Genomic DNA, 15,953 nt, shown 5'->3' on the forward strand with positions numbered 1-15,953 from the left:
TTCAATTCATTATAGAATTAAAGTGCTTGAGCTGCTGTAATTAAAGCTAACTTGTACACTTCTTCTTCGTTACATCCGCGAGACAGGTCATTTACAGGCATATTTAAACCTTGTAAGATTGGTCCTACTGCTTCGAAGTTACCTAAACGTTGAGCAATTTTGTAGCCAATATTACCAGCTTCTAAGCTTGGGAATACGAATACGTTAGCATCACCTTGAATTGTAGAACCTGGAGCTTTTTTCTCAGCTACAGATGGTACGAATGCAGCATCGAATTGGAATTCTCCATCTAAAGTTAATTCAGGAGCCATTTCTTTTGCAATGCGAGTTGCTTCTACAACTTTTTCTGTTTCTGGAGATTTCGCAGAACCTTTTGTAGAGAAGCTTAACATAGCAACGCGTGGATCAATACCGAATAGTTCAGCAGTTTTCGCACTTTCGATACCAATTTCAGCTAAATCTTGGCTGTTTGGTGCAATGTTAATTGCACAATCAGCGAATACATATTTCTCCTCTTCACGTACCATGATGAATACGCCAGAAGTTTTTGTAACGCCTGGTTTTGTTTTAATGATTTGAAGTGCTGGACGAACTGTATCAGCTGTAGAATGAGCTGCACCACTTACTAAACCGTGTGCTTTGCCCATGTATACAAGCATTGTACCGAAGTAGTTTTCGTCTTTAAGGATTTTGCGAGCGTCTTCTTCAGTTGCTTTACCTTTACGGCGTTCAACGAAAGATGCTACCATTGCATCCATTTCTTCGTATGTAGCTGGGTCGTAAATATCAACGCCTGCTAATGTTAAATTCATGCTAGCAGCTTTTGCGCTAATTTCTTCTTTATTACCAACTAAGATTGGTTTTACTAACTCTTCTTTTGCTAAACGCTCTGCAGCGCCTAAAATTCTTTCATCAGTTCCTTCAGGAAGTACGATAGAAATGCCTTTTCCTTGAACTTTTTCTTTTACTGTTGTAAATAAGTTGCTCACGAATAAACCCTCCTACATATGTTAAAAAACTCTATCTTTAAGAATACTGCTTTTCCTCTATATTTTAAACTTATAGCTCCCAAAAAATAGATAAAATGAAAATGATTATATTTTCATAAAATTCAGCCTAAAAATAAAGTCCCTTTAAGCCTTGTCTCCTCCTATTTTAAAGCAAATTTAAATGTGACAATTTTATGCGCCAAGGTTTTATATAGATGATTTTAAAACTATATATGCTATAGTTAACGTGTAAAACTATCATTAACTGAGGTGAATAGAATGAGTGAAGCAACAACAACGTTAGATGGCTGGTATTGTTTACATGATTTACGTTCTATTGATTGGGCTGCATGGAAAACATTATCTAGCGACGAACGCGGACAAGCTGTGTCTGAATTTTTAAATGTCGTTGAAAAATGGAACAAAGTATCTACTGCGAAAAAAGGCAGTCATGCAATGTATACTGTTGTTGGCCAAAAAGCTGATATTATGCTTATGATTTTACGTCCAACAATGGAAGAGTTAAATGAAATTGAGACAGAATTGAATAAAACAACATTAGCTGAATATATGGTTCCTGCATACTCTTACGTATCTGTTGTTGAACTAAGCAACTACCTTCCAGCTGATGAAGATCCATATCAAAACCCACAAATCTTAGCTCGCTTATATCCAGAACTACCAAAGGCAAATCACATTTGCTTCTATCCAATGGACAAGCGCCGCCAAGGTGATGATAACTGGTACATGCTTCCTATGGAAGAACGTAAAAAAATGATGTACAGTCATAGTAAAATCGGTCGCCAGTACGCAGGTAAAGTACGCCAAGTTATTTCAGGATCAGTTGGATTCGATGATTTTGAGTGGGGCGTAACATTATTCGCTGACGATGTTCTTCAATTTAAAAAACTTATATATGAAATGCGCTTCGATGAAGTAAGTGCTCGTTATGGTGAATTCGGAACATTTTTCGTTGGGAACATTTTACCAGACGAAAAGGTAGAGAAATTTTTACACATATAAAGTGAAACTTTAATCAGCCCTCACCAATCGGGCTTTTACGGGCAGTTGATACCCCTCCTAACTTCTTTGCTTTCACTGAATTGCGAGGTAGGAATCTTACTGCCCGTTAATGCGGAGTAAATCGTAAAAAGGGAACGAATTTCGTTCCTTTTTTTATTATCCTCTATATTTCTCCTCAAAAAACTTCTTTCCTCTGCAAATTTGAACAAAAATCGACAAATCCCTTTCAAATTCCTTACAAAATTGTAACCTTTCTATATCCAAATTTATGCTAAAATGGTACGAGCTACATGCTAATAACGATGCGAAGGTGATAATCTATATGAAGAAAATCTTGTCTATTTTACTAGTACTTTTATTGTCAATTTCTTCCTTAGGAGTAACAACATCCCATGCGGAAGAAAAAATAAACATTGAGGCAGCCGCTGCACTTCTATTTGATGCAGATACAGGAAAAATACTGCATGAACAAAATCCAGATGAATTACTAGCTATCGCTAGTATGTCAAAATTAATTGTTGTTTATGCTGTATTAGAAGCAATTAAAGAAGGAAAAACCACTTGGGATACAAAGGTAAACATTTCTGATTACGCGTATGAAGTTTCACGTAATAATGAATTCTCTAACGTTCCGTTTGAAAAGGGACGTCAATATACTGTAAGAGAATTATATCATTCTATCGTTATCTTCTCTGCAAACGGATCTAGTATTGCCTTAGCAGAACTTCTTGCAGGAAGTGAGAAAAACTTCTTAAATCTTGCAAATGAACATGCAAAAAAACTAGGGTTAAAGAAATATAAATTTGTAAACGCTACTGGGTTAAATAACGCTGACTTAAAGGGAAAACATCCTGAAGGAACGGATCCGAATGGAGAAAATTCCATGTCAGCTCGCGATATGGGTATGCTTTCAAAAGCAATAATTACAAAGTATCCAGAAATGCTAGAGGATACAAAACAAAGATTTAGAAACTTCCCAGATAATCATCCGAAACCAATTCGTATGGAAAACTGGAACTGGATGTTACCAGGTGCCGCTTTCTCTTATGAAGGAACAGATGGTTTAAAAACAGGAAGTTCTGATACAGCTGGATACGGATTTACTATTACTGCTAAACGTGGTGATGTACGTCTTATTTCAGTTATTATTAAAACAAAATCAATGGATGAGCGCTTCACAGAATCTCGTGAATTAATCGAATACGGGTTTAATAATTTCGAAAAACAAAAGCTAAAAGTGAATAAAAACAATACAATTTCTGTAGTAAAAGGGAAAGAAGATCAAGTAACTGTTGCACCGGAAAAAGAAATAACAGTAATTGCAAAAAAAGGTAGCAAAGATCCTTATAAAATTGGGACTGAAGTAGATAAATCTCTTGCTGAAGATGGACATTTAGTTGCTCCTATTAAGAAAGGTGCCAAAGTAGGCTCAATTACTTTAGAATCAACTGATAAGTATGGTTTCTTAGACGGTAGTAAAAGTATGAAAGTTACTGCAAAAACGACAGAAGAAGTTGAAAAAGCAAATTGGTTCGTATTAACAATGCGCTCTATTGGTGATTTCTTCTCAAACTTATGGTCTAAAGTATTTTAATGATGAAAAGCTAGCTCACGCTAGCTTTCTTTATTTTCCTCTCTCCATGTAAAACTTCGTTTGGTTGTCATATCTGAGTCCTTTTCCTCATACGTATGAACTAGTAATTGTTACACACTTCATCTAGAGATAAACCTCTTTCCACAAGGTATTCCAAAAAGAGAGGTGACACATAATGGGCGTTATTGCTTATAACGAAGAAGATGTAAAGTTATTAGCTAGACTGATGCGTGCTGAAGCCGAAGGAGAAGGGCAACAAGGAATGTTGATGGTCGGAAACGTTGGGGTAAATCGTGTCCGCGGAAATTGTTTAGATTTTAAAAAAATACGTAATTTACGTCAAATGGTTTATCAAAACCCTGGAGGTTTTGAGGCAACGCAAAAAGGGTATTTTTATCAACGTGCAAGAGAACAAGATATCGCATTAGCAAGGCGAACGATTCAAGGACAACGTTTTTGGCCTGCCAACTTTTCCTTATGGTTTTTTAGACCTGAAGGCCCTTGTCCACCAACTTGGTATAATCAACAAAACTCTGGTCGCTTCAAAAAGCACTGCTTCTTCCAGCCATCTGGCGAGGATTGTCCTGGCGTATATTAAGGATTGATAATGAGGAGGGATTTTTGAATGGCACAGCAACAAAATCCGTATTACGGAACAGGTTTCTATCAACCATCTGGAACTTACGTACAACCGCAACAAATGACCCCACAGCAACAGCAACAACAGCAAGCAATGCAACAACAAGCTGCGCAAGCACAATATGCTGTTTCTCAAGGCATGCTACCTCTAGAACAGTCATATATTGAAAATATTCTTCGCTTGAACAAGGGCAAGCAAGCCACAGTTGTAATGACTTATGAGCGTGGTAGTTCACTCGGTACACAATCTTATACAGGTATTATCGAAGCAGCTGGTCGTGATCATATCGTAATTAGTGAGCCACAATCAGGGAAACGTTATTTACTATTAATGATTTACTTAGATTATGTAGAATTCCCAGAAGAAATTGCGTATTTACCTAGTCAACAAGCAAGTTATGCTCCAAGACCATAAAAAAAAGCTGGCGTATGCCAGCTTTTGTTTTTTATAATCCTTTTACAACTGCAGTTCCGACTAAGATCCATGCCACAATAAACGCTACACCACCAAGAGGTGTAATTGGGCCAAAGAACTTAATACCTGTCGTACTTAATGCATACAGACTACCTGAAAACATAATAATCCCGGCTACCATAAGCCAGCCAGCAGTAGTTAAAAGTGATGATTGAATTTTATCCATCAATAAAGCAACTACGAATAGTCCACCTGCATGAAACATTTGATATGTAACGCCTGTTTTCCAAACTTCTAACATTTTTGCAGAAACTTTATTTTCTAAACCGTGTGCTCCAAAAGCCCCTAACGCAACAGATAGCCCTGCCGCAATACAACCTAGTAAAAAGAAAATTTTCATCTTAATTCCCCTTTTTATTTTTATAATAAGCAATTTTCACATATAATCCAAACGATTTAATCCTTAAAAATCAAATAATGAATTACCATTTGCACCTTCTTCTTTTATATATACAGGTTCTCCAGAAACCGGCATAACTGGTTGAACTGTCGTCATAGGCTGAGATCCAATTACTTGTGATTGAACCTCAGGTTCTCTATACATAGAAGGCTCAGCTTGTTCATCTAATAATAAATCACATAACGCTCGCACAACTAATAAATGCGCCTTTGATTGTTGTCCTTCACTGCTTTTTGCCTTTGCAATTTCATTCGCCATTTTATTTAAAATCTTATCGCTCGATATTTGCATTCCTTATCACCTCTTACTTTGTAGTTCTTTCTCAAATTGTCCCAGCTTCTCTACTGAACCAAATACTATTATCATATCATGTTCTTGTAGTTTTTCCTGCCCCGTTGGATTATGTATAACATCCCCGTTTCTCAAAATCGCTAAAATTGTTACATCAAATTGATTTCTCACATCACTCTCTAGTAACGATTTACTAGCTAAAATAGAACCTTTTCCGACTGCAATTTCTTCAATTACAAATGACTGCTCCACGCCATACAGTACTGTATCAATATAATGAACTGTTAGCGGATTCGCAATACCTTTTGCAATGTGAATTCCTGCCATGCTAGATGGATTAATCACCTTATTTGCCCCAGCACGCTTTAACTTGTCTTCAGTTTCTGGTTTTTCTGCTCTTGCCACAATTTTAATTGCATCGTTTAATCCCCTTGCCGTTAATGTAATAAATACATTTTCAGCATCATTTGCTACGATAGCAACTAAACCAGCTGCCTTTGAAATTCCAGCATGATGTAACACTTGGTCTTCCGTTGCATCTCCGTGTACAAATAAAAGCTTTTCCTGCTCCAATATACTCTCATCTTTATCAACAACGACAAATGGGATTTTCTTTTCTTGCAATTCATGTACAACTTGAAGCCCCACTCTACCGCAACCACATACGATAATATGATTTTTCAACTGCGCTATTTGTTTATCCATCTTCTTCCTCCGTACTGCATGAAATAAATTCCCTTCAATAATCATAGCTGCCACTACCCCAATTGCATACGTAACAATACCGACGCCAACAGGTATAATAAGGAGTGCAAATACTTTCCCCGCTTGCGTTACAGGAACGGCATCTCCGTATCCAACAGTCAATACAGTAATCATCGTCATCCAAAATGCTTGAAACAAACTAATCTCTTCAATCATCATAAATCCTAGCGTTCCTAGAATTACAACAAAAGTCATACATATAACTGCTATCCATAATTGCTTACGTGCATTCATATCGCGCTTCAACTCTTTTCTCTATCTACAATCTTTGCCAGTAGAAATGAAATACATATATACTAGATACGGAATCTATGAAAGAGGTTGATATAATGAAAACATTTCTTTCCGCCTTACAATGGGCGCTATTTATTTTAGCTGGGAGCCTTATTGTACCAATTAGCGTCGCAACTAGTTATGGCCTCGATGGTGCTGAAGCTATTGCATTCGTACAAAGGACATTATTTGTTCTTGGCTTTGCTGGTCTACTGCAAGCTATATTTGGACATAAACTTCCTATTCAAGAAGGTCCTGCAGGCCTTTGGTGGGGAATTTTCTCCCTTTATGCAAGTTTAGGTGTCGTATTATTTGGATCCAGCAATGAAACGCTTAAAGTCCTTCAGTACGCCTTCCTATTAAGTGGTATCATTTGTATTATTCTTAGTGTTTTTGGACTCATCGATAAACTAGTCCGCTATTTTACACCGACAGTCATTGGAACATATTTATTTCTTCTTGTCGCGCAACTTAGCGGGTCCTTCTTAAAGGGAATGTTCGGCCTTGACGGACAACATACAGAAGTACAAGCTGACGTATTTATTCTTTCACTCATTGTTATTTTACTATCCTTTTTCATCATGAAGCTACCTATTATTGGACAATATTCCGTTCTTTTCAGTATCGTCTGCGGCTGGATATTATTCGCATGCTTCGGATTATCTAATCCAGTAACGCCTGTGACAGATATAATCCGTTTTCCATCTCTATTTGTTTTCGGAACGCCTCGCATTGAATGGAACATGGCAATTACGGTAGTTTTCGTTACACTATTACTTCTAACAAATATGTTAGCAAGTATTCGTGTTGTGCAAAAGATTGTCTCTAAGTATGAAGAGGATGCCGCACCAGATCGTTTCAAACAAGCCGGCATTATAACAGGAATCAATCAATTATTAGGCGGTCTATTCTCAGCTATTGGACCTGTTGCTATTTCTGGATCAGCAGGGTTTATTGCAACGACTAATATTTATAAGCGACTCCCATTTATGTTAGGATCAAGCTTTATTATTGCCGTTAGTATATTCCCACAGATCACTTCATTCTTTGCAGCAATCCCAGTTGCAGTTGGTTATGCTGCTATTTATCCTGTATTTGCAAGTATGATTGGTCTAGCTTTCCGTGAATACGACACAGTACAAAATAAAGAACGATTATTTAAAGTAGCGGGTCTTTCCATCTTTACAGGAGTCGGAGTTATGTTTGTTCCCGCAGGAGCATTTTCTACGCTCCCACCATTTTTAGCATCATTTTTAAGTAACGGGCTCGTTCTTGGGTCTGTAATGGCAATTTTGCTCGAAATACTATTTTCTCGTTCTACAGAAAAACAACCATCGTAAATTGGAAAACTTCCATTATTGCACTCTATCTTTAGAGTTGTTACGATAATGATAAAGTGAGAGCTAATCAAGCGTTAGCCGTATAAATTATCATGGGCAACATGCTCATGGTAATTTATACTAACAATAAAGAACTTCTCCTAGCTTCACATAAAGAAGTTCGATGTCTTACTATATATTCCCCAATATCTTCATAAAACTTTATTTCTATTTCAACAAAGAGAGGAATTTTCAATATGACTTATAAAATGATTGTTTTAGATTTAGATGATACTTTATTACGTGACGACCATACTATTTCACCTCGTACGAAAGAGGCTCTAATGACTGCACAAGAGCAAGGTATAAAAGTTGTACTTGCTTCTGGGCGTCCAACTTTTGGTATGCGCAATGTAGCGAAAGAACTTCGTTTAGAAGAATACGGTAGCTTCATTCTGTCCTTTAATGGTGCAAAAATTATTAACTGTAAAACAAATGAAGAAATCTTTAGTAGTACACTGTCTCCTGAAATCGTTCACAACCTATTTGAAATTAGTAAAACTGAAGATGTATGGATTCATACTTACATTGGTGATGATATCGTAACTGAAGAAAATAATCCTTATACTGAAATTGAGGGCGATATTACTGGTATGCCAATTGTTGTAGTAGATAACTTTAAAGCTGCTGTTAAAGAGCCTGTAGTAAAAGTATTAATGAATAAAGAAGCTGAACGCCTTGTTGAAGTTGAAAAGAAACTACAAAAACAACTAGAAGGCCAATTAAGCGTTATGCGTTCTAAACCATTCTTCTTAGAATTTACTGAAGCTGGTGTTACAAAAGGAACAAGCTTAAACCAACTAATCCAAAAACTTGGAATTAAGCGTGAAGAAGTTATCGCAATGGGCGATAGCTATAACGACCAGGCGATGATCGAATTCGCTGGTCTTGGTGTTGCAATGGGCAATGCACCAGATGATATTAAAGAAATTGCAAACTACGTAACAGATACAAATATGAACGATGGCGTTGCAAAAGTCGTAGAGAAATTTGTACTAAAAAACGAAGTACTTGTTTAATATTTCCACTCACAAAACCTATTTGAAGTCAAACACTTCAAATAGGTTTTTATTTAAATTACCATGCTTTTGTGACTATATTTTGAACTTTGCACTATTCTCGTAGTGTAAACTTTCTTTTTGTATATAATGAAACAAAATAGACTATTTTATTTTGAAAAAGAATACAAATTTACTATATACAAGCACACATTAAAGGAGGCTACTTCATGTTATCTACACCAATCGGACGATTAAGAGCAATTGGACTTGTTGAGGGGATTTCTTTCCTACTACTATTATTTGTAGCAATGCCATTAAAATATTTTGCAGGATTTGCAACAGCCGTTAAAATTACAGGCATGGCTCATGGTGTTTTATTTATTCTATTTATCTTTGCGGTAATTCAAGTAACAATCGTACACCGTAAATCAATTTTATGGGCACTTGGAGCATTCGTTTCATCAGTTATCCCATTCGGTACGTTTGTACTAGATGCAAAATTAAAGAACGAACAACAATAATAACAAAAAGGTAGTTAACGACTGGTTAACTACCTTTTCTATTTATAGGTTTGGAATTTCCCAATCAATTTCTCTCTCGCCCATATTAGCTAAAATCGTATTTACTTTAGAGTATGGCTTACTACCAAAGAAACCACGTCTTGCCGATAGTGGGCTTGGATGTACAGACTCGATAATATGATGCTTCGTATTCGTAATTAATTTTTTCTTCGCCTGTGCATGACGTCCCCACAATATGAAAATAACCGATTTTTCACGTTCATTTAATAGCTCAATTACACGATCTGTGAAATACTCCCAACCTTTTCCCTTATGAGAATTGGCTTCACCTTGTCGAACTGTTAATACAGTATTTAATAATAAAACTCCTTGCTCTGCCCACTTTACTAAATAACCGTTATTCGGGATTTCATAACCATATTCATCTCGAAGTTCTTTATACATATTTAGCAATGATGGTGGCGTTTTAATGCCGGGCTGTACCGAAAAGCTTAAACCATGTGCTTGATCCGGTCCATGATATGGATCTTGCCCTAAAATAACGACCTTTGTATTTTCATAACTTGTATACTCTAGAGCGCTAAAAATATCTTCTATCCTTGGATAAACAACATGGGTACTGTACTCTTCTTTCAAAAAATCAGCCAGCTTGCGATAATATTCTTTCTCAAATTCTGGTGCCAATAATGGCTCCCAATCATTTTTTAAAACATTTTTCATGCTTTCACTTCCCGTCCAATTAATTCACCATATCCTGCTTTGTAAATACTACAAATGAAATAATAAGGGACACAACTGCCCATACCGTTAAATTCATTAAAGAGAACCCCATCGATAAGCCTTGTAATGCAGGTAATTTTCCTGATAGATAATCTGTTAATGATAAATTCACACTAAAAATATATTTCGCGCCTTCCCACGATGTTGCGAACGAGCTTAAAATGCCACCTGCGATTAATGCGGCTAACATAACGCCCATACCGGCTGGTGTATTTCGAATTAAAACCGAAACCATAAATGATATAGTTCCAACAACGATAGCAACAAACCAAGCTAACCCATACGCCATCAAGACGTATTGCCACTGCGGAATAAGATGTACAAAATTCGTATTTAACGTTTCCTTATCAATAACAAACCCAGTTAAAACGGGTAAATTCCATCCCGAGTATCCAAATACAAGCCCAGATAATATGTAAGCAAACAAACCGACAAGAAGCAGTATGAGTGAAATGAAAAATAGCATCGTCATGTACTTACTAAGGAGTATTTTCCAGCGTCGGATCGGCCGTGTAAGTAACATCTTCATCGTCCCATCACTTCGTTCTCCTGAAACAATATCAATAGCGACAATCATTACGAGAAGCGGAATAAACAATGTAATTCCTTGCTCAATAAACGCCCTTACAAAAGTTGGTGCGCCCGGTGCCATCGGGTTAATATCGTGATCTAAATAATATTGTTGTTGCTCCACTCTTACCTTTAGCCAATCACGCCATTCTTCTGGCAACCTAGAGTTATTTAACCGATTCTGAGAATCAACAATTTGTTGTTGCAGTGACACTTTCCAATCAGTTGTCCCAAGTCGTTTTTGTGTCGTTTCTATTTCACGATACTGCGCATATACGAAAAGTGGGATCAAGATTGCTAAAATAAGCATGACAACAAAAATACGTTTCTTACGATAAATCTTTTCTGATTCATTCAAAACTAGATTCGCAAATTCACGCATGCTGCTCACCCCTTGTGAGTTCAATAAATAAATCTTCTAACGTAAATACAAGCTCCTTAACACTATGCACATCTATCTCGTTTTCTACAAAACGTTTATTCCAACTACTTATAGATACAATATCCATGCGACATAGTAATCGATTACCTTCTATACTCACTTCTCTTACTTCCTCAGCATCTTCTAGCATATCTTTCGCCTTAGAAATTGGTGTAACAATCCATTCTACACGATCACTTGCTGTTTTAATTAACTCTTCAACCTTGGCAACTGTTATCATTTTTCCTTTATGAATAATCGCAACCCGATCACATATCATTTGTACTTCGCTTAGTAAGTGACTTGAAATAAACACACTCATATTTTCTTCTTTCACAAGCTTATGTATAAATTCCCTTAGTTCTCTAATTCCAGCTGGGTCTAAACCATTTGTTGGCTCATCTAATATGAGCAACTTGGGATTTCCAAGAAGCGCTTGCGCAATGCCAAGGCGCTGTTTCATACCGAGTGAGTATGTTTTTACCTTATCGTGAATTCTTTCATCCAAATGAACCATTTGAGCAATTTCAATAATACGTTCATCTGATATACCACCTAGCATACGGGCAAATTGTTTTAAATTTTCCCAGCCCGTTAAATATGTATACAGTTCTGGGTTTTCAACGATACTCCCAATTTGACGCATCGCTTCTCTGAAATTTTCCTTAATAGAATAACCACCAATAGAAATCGTACCTTCTGTTTCTTTAATCAATCCAACTAACATTCGAATGGTAGTTGTTTTTCCGGCACCATTCGGTCCTAGGAAGCCAAACACTTCTCCTTGTTTTACATCGAAGGAAATATTCTCTACAATTGTCTTCTTTCCAATTACCTTCTTCACGTCTCGTACGGAAAGTATCGTCGTCATTTTACCCCTCCTTGTTCTAGTTTTAATTTACTCGCAATATTTTGAACTAATCGGTCCGCCATATATGTATACCCTACTTCATTCGGATGGAAATGATCGGAGTATAATAAATCTTTCCCACGGTTTTGGAATAAATCAAATGTCGGTGTAATATACACATTTTTATCATTTACCGCCAGTTTTTCTAAAGATGCATTCCAGTCTACAACAATGTTTGAAGACCCTTTTAAATCTTCTACATCTTCAAAAGGGTTATATAAACCTAGCCAAAAAATAGGGCTATCTGTATTTAACTTACGAATTTCTTCTATAATTTTCTTCGCTTCATTCTGGAATGTTTCTGTATCAGGACGATATGTTTCTAAATCTATCTTTCCAAGCGATTCCCAGCCCGGAAATAAATCATTTCCTCCAATCGTTAAGACGATTACATCTGCTTGCTTAATTGAATATTGAGCGCCACTACTCTCAATTTGTTTTAATAAGTCAGGCATTTTCGCACCACTAACCGCTAAGTTAGTCAAAGCAACCTTTTGCTTATAATCTTTTTGTAAATCTTCCTTCACCCGTCCAATATAGCCAATTCCTTCTTTATCACCAACACCACGTGTTAATGAATCACCTAAACTAACGATTTGTAACGTTCCCGTTTTCTTTTTCTCTTTTGCCACTACATCGGTCTTTTTAATTAAATTTGAAGCTTTCGGATTTAATACATCATTTACACCTGAAACAAAACCATATGCAAATAAACAGAAAGATGCAATTGTAATGAGTAGAATTACTTTTACTACTTTTGATCTCATATCAAAACCCCTTTTAGCCCTCATAGATTGTCCATAATTATACCAAACGCAATTTTGAAAAGCGATTTTCACAACTTCTCTATTATGTTGTTTCCCTATGTACTAATTCTGGTGATAACTCTACATGCTTTACATTTATATTCTCATCATTAATCTTTTCATATAATAATTCAAATGCCTTCACGCCAACATTTTTACTAGAATATGAAATCGTCGTAATGCCTAAAATATCTGCCACATCTTGATCATCACAACCGATAATCGTAATATCTTCCGGAATACGAATTCCTTGTTTTTTTGCTTCCGTTACCATCCCCGCCGCAATATGATTGCAAGATACAAGAAACGCAGTTGGTTTCACTGACATACAGACCCATTCCCTGATTACATTACGTCCATCTTCCACCGTAAAACAACCCTTAAACTTCCAGGCCTCTATCGGTGTTACAGCAATTGGTTGAAGCGAATCCTCATATGCTTGTTTTCTTCTCTGACTATTAATACTATTACTTCTTCCAATGCAATACCCAATACTTGTATGGCCGGCATCTATTAAGCTCTTCATCCCGCGCGAAAAGACTTTATAGTAATCAATATGCACACTTGAAATGAAATTCGATTCTATTTCTTCACACATAACAATTGGGCCAAATTTCGTATATTCTTCAAGCTTTTCCTTACTATTTGCCCGCGAACATATAATAACTCCATCAAGCTTTTTCATTTTTAACATATTCAAAATTTCTAATTCTCTTTCCTCACTATAGTTCGTCTGACAAAGCATCATATTATAATTGTTCTTTGCTGTTTCCTTTGATATTCCCTCGATAATAGCGCTATAATATTGATCATTTACGTGCGGTAATAAAACGCCAATGACATTCGTTTTTCCTTTCACTAAATGAATTGCATTCACATTTTGCGTATAATTTAATTCTTCTATAATTGCTAAAATTTCTTTTCGTTTCTGTTCATTCACATATGGATGATTATTCAGTACACGTGAAACAGTTGAAACAGATACCCCAGCAAGTTCAGCAATCTTTCTTATATTCGTCATCTCTCTTTCCCCTTCTCACAAAAATTCTCCCTTGACCTGGTAAGCTTTCCACAATATATCCTTGCCTAGCAAATACATTTTGAAAGGATATACAACTATGCTTCGATTCAAATTAGAATATATATTTTTCATTGGCGGTCTACTCATTCTCGCCATCGGTATTAATATGATGACGACAATTACTTCTTTTGGACTTAGCCCTTATGATTCCTTCTTTATTGCACTATATCAAAATTTCGGGATAAGTATCGGTTTTTGGATTTTCATGATTAACTTAGCTTTTACCTTTATCGTACTCTTTTGGAATAAAAAACAAATAACAATTGGTACAATCGTAACAATGGTTCTTATTTCTCTTTTTGTTGACTGGGTCGGTTCCATTACAACTATTATGGACGCTATCCGCTCTCTTCCAAAATATATAACACTTATTTGCGGAAATCTATTCGTTGGAGCTGGGATTGGTCTTTACGTCTCTACAAACCTTTGCGCAGCACCTCAAGAAGCTTTCGTTTTAACGGTTGCTGAAAAAAAGAAATGGACATTTAGAAGAACAGAAATTTCGTTAGCGTTTTTATTTTTAACATTAAGCTTCCTATTAGATGGACCTATCTATTTTGGAACAATCATCTTATCCTTTACAACAGGCTGGATTATCCAAGCATTTATTCAAATTGGTACGAAGATTTTAAATAGAAAAGAGCCTATTAAGCAAGCTGCTTAATAGGCTCTTTCTGTTTTACGATAAGGGATACTACTTAGCATCTCCTTCAATCCGATAATTTGCCTTCACACAATCTATTTCTTCATACCCCTGCAACGTATGTAGAATATACTCATAATCAGCAAGAGACGCACGATGCGTTACAATTACAATTTCAGCTTTTCCTTTCTCTTCAAGTGGCATTTGAATAATCTTTTCAAAGCTAACACCACGCTCAGAGAACAATGAAGTAATTTTTGCAAATACACCAATTTCATCTTTTACATGAAGTCTTAAAAATTTCTTCACAACAATTTCGTCTGGCTCTTTTAATACTTTTTTATACTGCGGGGATACCGCACTATTTCCGTTTACACCTAATCGAATATTTTGCATTACAGCTACTAAATCTGAAACAACAGCTGTTGCTGTTGGTAAACTTCCTGCACCTGGTCCATAAAACATCGTTTCTCCGACCGCTTCGCCATACACATATACAGCATTATATTCGTTTTGCACGGCCGCGAGAGGATGTGTATTTGGAAGTAGTGTCGGTTCAACTGTAACCTCTAATTTTTCACCATCTCGCTTCGCAAGACCGATTAATTTGATCGTGTATCCTAAACTCTTACTGTATTCAATATCTTCTTCTGTAATAGATGTAATCCCTTTTACCTTCACATCTCCAAGCTCTACATTTGTAGAGAAACCAAGGGTAGCCAAAATCGTCATTTTTCTTGCTGCATCTAAACCTTCCACATCTGATGTTGGATCTGCTTCTGCAAATCCAAGTTGTTGGGCTTCTTTTAACACGTCGTTATATGCTCTCCCTTCATCTGACATTTTCGTCAAAATAAAATTTGTCGTTCCATTTACAATTCCCATTACTTTCGTAATAAGATCTGAAGAAAGTCCTTCTACAATGCTTCGTAAAATCGGAATCCCTCCGGCTACACTTGCTTCATAAAACAAATCAGCTTTATTATCTTTTGCTACTGCTAAGAGTTCCGCACCGTGCAACGCCATTAAATCTTTATTGGCAGTCACAACATGCTTCCCACTTTGTAAAGCTTGCAAAATATATGCTTTTGCATCATCAATGCCACCCATCACTTCGATGACAACGTCAATATTTGGATTATCTAAAATTTCATTTGCATCTTGTGTTAATAGAGTAGAAGGTACCTCTATCTCTCTCTCTTTTTCAATATTTTGTACTAGTACTTTCGTTACTTTCACAGGACAACCTACTTGGTGTATAAGTCGCTCTTGATGATCTGTAATGATACGAACTACACCGCTACCAACTGTCCCAAGACCTAATAAACCAACTTGAATTTCTTTCATAATACTGTCCACCCCTCAAAAATTGTGTTTAGATGAAATTATATG

General features: G+C 36.4%; 18 protein-coding genes. 8 read left to right on the forward strand and 10 right to left on the reverse strand.

The window, feature by feature from the left end:
- Nucleotides 1-17: 17 nt before the first annotated feature.
- Entirely contained in the window at nucleotides 18-989 is a 972-nt protein-coding gene (gene pta, locus KZZ19_RS26400; RefSeq protein ID WP_000067216.1) for a phosphate acetyltransferase, read from the reverse strand.
- 279 nt (nucleotides 990-1,268) lie between these two features.
- Between pta and hemQ the strand changes: the two genes are divergently transcribed.
- The 4 genes from hemQ (at nucleotide 1,269) to gerQ (ending at nucleotide 4,660) form a co-directional block, all read left to right on the forward strand.
- A complete protein-coding gene (gene hemQ, locus KZZ19_RS26405; RefSeq protein ID WP_088098544.1) occupies nucleotides 1,269-2,012 on the forward strand; it encodes a hydrogen peroxide-dependent heme synthase in 744 nt (247 codons plus the stop codon).
- A 322-nt stretch (nucleotides 2,013-2,334) separates the two neighbouring features.
- Nucleotides 2,335-3,606 (forward strand): serine hydrolase, encoded by a 1,272-nt coding sequence (locus tag KZZ19_RS26410; RefSeq protein ID WP_237981182.1) that lies wholly within the window; start codon nucleotides 2,335-2,337, stop codon nucleotides 3,604-3,606.
- 175 nt (nucleotides 3,607-3,781) lie between these two features.
- Entirely contained in the window at nucleotides 3,782-4,204 is a 423-nt protein-coding gene (gene cwlJ / locus KZZ19_RS26415) for a cell wall hydrolase CwlJ (protein ID WP_000538163.1), read from the forward strand.
- A gap of 27 nt (nucleotides 4,205-4,231) precedes the next feature.
- Nucleotides 4,232-4,660, forward strand: a complete 429-nt coding sequence (gene gerQ / locus KZZ19_RS26420; RefSeq protein WP_088098546.1) for a spore coat protein GerQ — start codon at nucleotides 4,232-4,234, stop codon at nucleotides 4,658-4,660.
- A gap of 31 nt (nucleotides 4,661-4,691) precedes the next feature.
- On the opposite strand, the gene KZZ19_RS26425 is transcribed toward gerQ, so the two are convergent.
- The 3 genes from KZZ19_RS26425 to KZZ19_RS26435 form a co-directional block, all read right to left on the reverse strand.
- Nucleotides 4,692-5,060: a DUF423 domain-containing protein gene (locus KZZ19_RS26425; protein WP_000688322.1), complete on the reverse strand. Its 369-nt coding sequence runs from the start codon at nucleotides 5,058-5,060 to the stop codon at nucleotides 4,692-4,694.
- A gap of 63 nt (nucleotides 5,061-5,123) precedes the next feature.
- The gene (locus KZZ19_RS26430; RefSeq protein WP_088098547.1) at nucleotides 5,124-5,411 is read right to left on the reverse strand and encodes a YwdI family protein; all 288 of its coding nucleotides are present in this window, start codon (nucleotides 5,409-5,411) and stop codon (nucleotides 5,124-5,126) included.
- A gap of 6 nt (nucleotides 5,412-5,417) precedes the next feature.
- A complete protein-coding gene (locus KZZ19_RS26435; protein ID WP_237981329.1) occupies nucleotides 5,418-6,410 on the reverse strand; it encodes a potassium channel family protein in 993 nt (330 codons plus the stop codon).
- 95 nt (nucleotides 6,411-6,505) lie between these two features.
- On the opposite strand from KZZ19_RS26435, the gene KZZ19_RS26440 reads away from it, so the two are divergent.
- From KZZ19_RS26440 to KZZ19_RS26450, 3 genes are all read left to right on the forward strand, one after another.
- Nucleotides 6,506-7,789, forward strand: coding sequence for a purine/pyrimidine permease (locus KZZ19_RS26440; protein WP_237981181.1), 1,284 nt, complete (start codon nucleotides 6,506-6,508; stop codon nucleotides 7,787-7,789).
- Nucleotides 7,790-8,025: 236 nt separating this feature from the next.
- Nucleotides 8,026-8,847, forward strand: coding sequence for a Cof-type HAD-IIB family hydrolase (locus tag KZZ19_RS26445; RefSeq protein WP_226545826.1), 822 nt, complete (start codon nucleotides 8,026-8,028; stop codon nucleotides 8,845-8,847).
- 209 nt (nucleotides 8,848-9,056) lie between these two features.
- Nucleotides 9,057-9,350, forward strand: a complete 294-nt coding sequence (locus tag KZZ19_RS26450) for a DUF3817 domain-containing protein (protein ID WP_000953396.1) — start codon at nucleotides 9,057-9,059, stop codon at nucleotides 9,348-9,350.
- Between the two features lie 42 nt (nucleotides 9,351-9,392).
- Here the strand turns inward: KZZ19_RS26450 and KZZ19_RS26455 are convergent, their stop codons facing one another.
- Genes KZZ19_RS26455 through KZZ19_RS26475 form a run of 5 tightly spaced genes read right to left on the reverse strand, consistent with a single transcriptional unit; the run spans nucleotide 9,393 to nucleotide 13,858 of the window.
- Complete coding sequence (locus tag KZZ19_RS26455; RefSeq protein ID WP_088098551.1) at nucleotides 9,393-10,070, reverse strand: uracil-DNA glycosylase; 678 nt, start codon at nucleotides 10,068-10,070, stop codon at nucleotides 9,393-9,395.
- Nucleotides 10,071-10,089: 19 nt separating this feature from the next.
- Nucleotides 10,090-11,082, reverse strand: coding sequence for an ABC transporter permease subunit (locus KZZ19_RS26460; protein WP_237981180.1), 993 nt, complete (start codon nucleotides 11,080-11,082; stop codon nucleotides 10,090-10,092).
- Nucleotides 11,075-11,992: an ABC transporter ATP-binding protein gene (locus KZZ19_RS26465; RefSeq protein WP_088079990.1), complete on the reverse strand. Its 918-nt coding sequence runs from the start codon at nucleotides 11,990-11,992 to the stop codon at nucleotides 11,075-11,077. Before KZZ19_RS26465 ends, KZZ19_RS26460 begins: the two co-directional genes overlap by 8 nt.
- Nucleotides 11,989-12,870 carry an SGNH/GDSL hydrolase family protein gene (locus KZZ19_RS26470; protein WP_237981179.1) on the reverse strand — a complete coding sequence of 294 codons (882 nt, stop codon included), beginning with the start codon at nucleotides 12,868-12,870 and terminating at the stop codon, nucleotides 11,989-11,991. Before KZZ19_RS26470 ends, KZZ19_RS26465 begins: the two co-directional genes overlap by 4 nt.
- Nucleotides 12,871-12,880: 10 nt before the next feature.
- Nucleotides 12,881-13,858 carry a LacI family DNA-binding transcriptional regulator gene (locus KZZ19_RS26475; RefSeq protein WP_088098554.1) on the reverse strand — a complete coding sequence of 326 codons (978 nt, stop codon included), beginning with the start codon at nucleotides 13,856-13,858 and terminating at the stop codon, nucleotides 12,881-12,883.
- Between the two features lie 97 nt (nucleotides 13,859-13,955).
- On the opposite strand from KZZ19_RS26475, the gene KZZ19_RS26480 reads away from it, so the two are divergent.
- Nucleotides 13,956-14,582, forward strand: coding sequence for a YczE/YyaS/YitT family protein (locus tag KZZ19_RS26480; protein ID WP_088098555.1), 627 nt, complete (start codon nucleotides 13,956-13,958; stop codon nucleotides 14,580-14,582).
- 30 nt (nucleotides 14,583-14,612) lie between these two features.
- On the opposite strand, the gene KZZ19_RS26485 is transcribed toward KZZ19_RS26480, so the two are convergent.
- Nucleotides 14,613-15,908: a homoserine dehydrogenase gene (locus KZZ19_RS26485; RefSeq protein WP_237981178.1), complete on the reverse strand. Its 1,296-nt coding sequence runs from the start codon at nucleotides 15,906-15,908 to the stop codon at nucleotides 14,613-14,615.
- Between the last annotated feature and the right edge of the window lie 45 nt (nucleotides 15,909-15,953).

This window comes from Bacillus thuringiensis, from assembly GCF_022095615.2.
Classification (GTDB): domain Bacteria; phylum Bacillota; class Bacilli; order Bacillales; family Bacillaceae_G; genus Bacillus_A; species Bacillus_A cereus_AG.

Coding starts and splice junctions, on each gene's coding strand:
- hemQ (WP_088098544.1), top strand. CDS start 1,269: ATGAGTGAAGCAACAACAACGTTAGATGGCTGGTATTGTTTACATGAT.
- KZZ19_RS26410 (WP_237981182.1), top strand. CDS start 2,335: ATGAAGAAAATCTTGTCTATTTTACTAGTACTTTTATTGTCAATTTCT.
- cwlJ (WP_000538163.1), top strand. CDS start 3,782: ATGGGCGTTATTGCTTATAACGAAGAAGATGTAAAGTTATTAGCTAGA.
- gerQ (WP_088098546.1), top strand. CDS start 4,232: ATGGCACAGCAACAAAATCCGTATTACGGAACAGGTTTCTATCAACCA.
- KZZ19_RS26425 (WP_000688322.1), bottom strand. CDS start 5,060: ATGAAAATTTTCTTTTTACTAGGTTGTATTGCGGCAGGGCTATCTGTT.
- KZZ19_RS26430 (WP_088098547.1), bottom strand. CDS start 5,411: ATGCAAATATCGAGCGATAAGATTTTAAATAAAATGGCGAATGAAATT.
- KZZ19_RS26435 (WP_237981329.1), bottom strand. CDS start 6,410: ATGAATGCACGTAAGCAATTATGGATAGCAGTTATATGTATGACTTTT.
- KZZ19_RS26440 (WP_237981181.1), top strand. CDS start 6,506: ATGAAAACATTTCTTTCCGCCTTACAATGGGCGCTATTTATTTTAGCT.
- KZZ19_RS26445 (WP_226545826.1), top strand. CDS start 8,026: ATGACTTATAAAATGATTGTTTTAGATTTAGATGATACTTTATTACGT.
- KZZ19_RS26450 (WP_000953396.1), top strand. CDS start 9,057: ATGTTATCTACACCAATCGGACGATTAAGAGCAATTGGACTTGTTGAG.
- KZZ19_RS26455 (WP_088098551.1), bottom strand. CDS start 10,070: ATGAAAAATGTTTTAAAAAATGATTGGGAGCCATTATTGGCACCAGAA.
- KZZ19_RS26460 (WP_237981180.1), bottom strand. CDS start 11,082: ATGCGTGAATTTGCGAATCTAGTTTTGAATGAATCAGAAAAGATTTAT.
- KZZ19_RS26465 (WP_088079990.1), bottom strand. CDS start 11,992: ATGACGACGATACTTTCCGTACGAGACGTGAAGAAGGTAATTGGAAAG.
- KZZ19_RS26475 (WP_088098554.1), bottom strand. CDS start 13,858: ATGACGAATATAAGAAAGATTGCTGAACTTGCTGGGGTATCTGTTTCA.
- KZZ19_RS26480 (WP_088098555.1), top strand. CDS start 13,956: ATGCTTCGATTCAAATTAGAATATATATTTTTCATTGGCGGTCTACTC.
- KZZ19_RS26485 (WP_237981178.1), bottom strand. CDS start 15,908: ATGAAAGAAATTCAAGTTGGTTTATTAGGTCTTGGGACAGTTGGTAGC.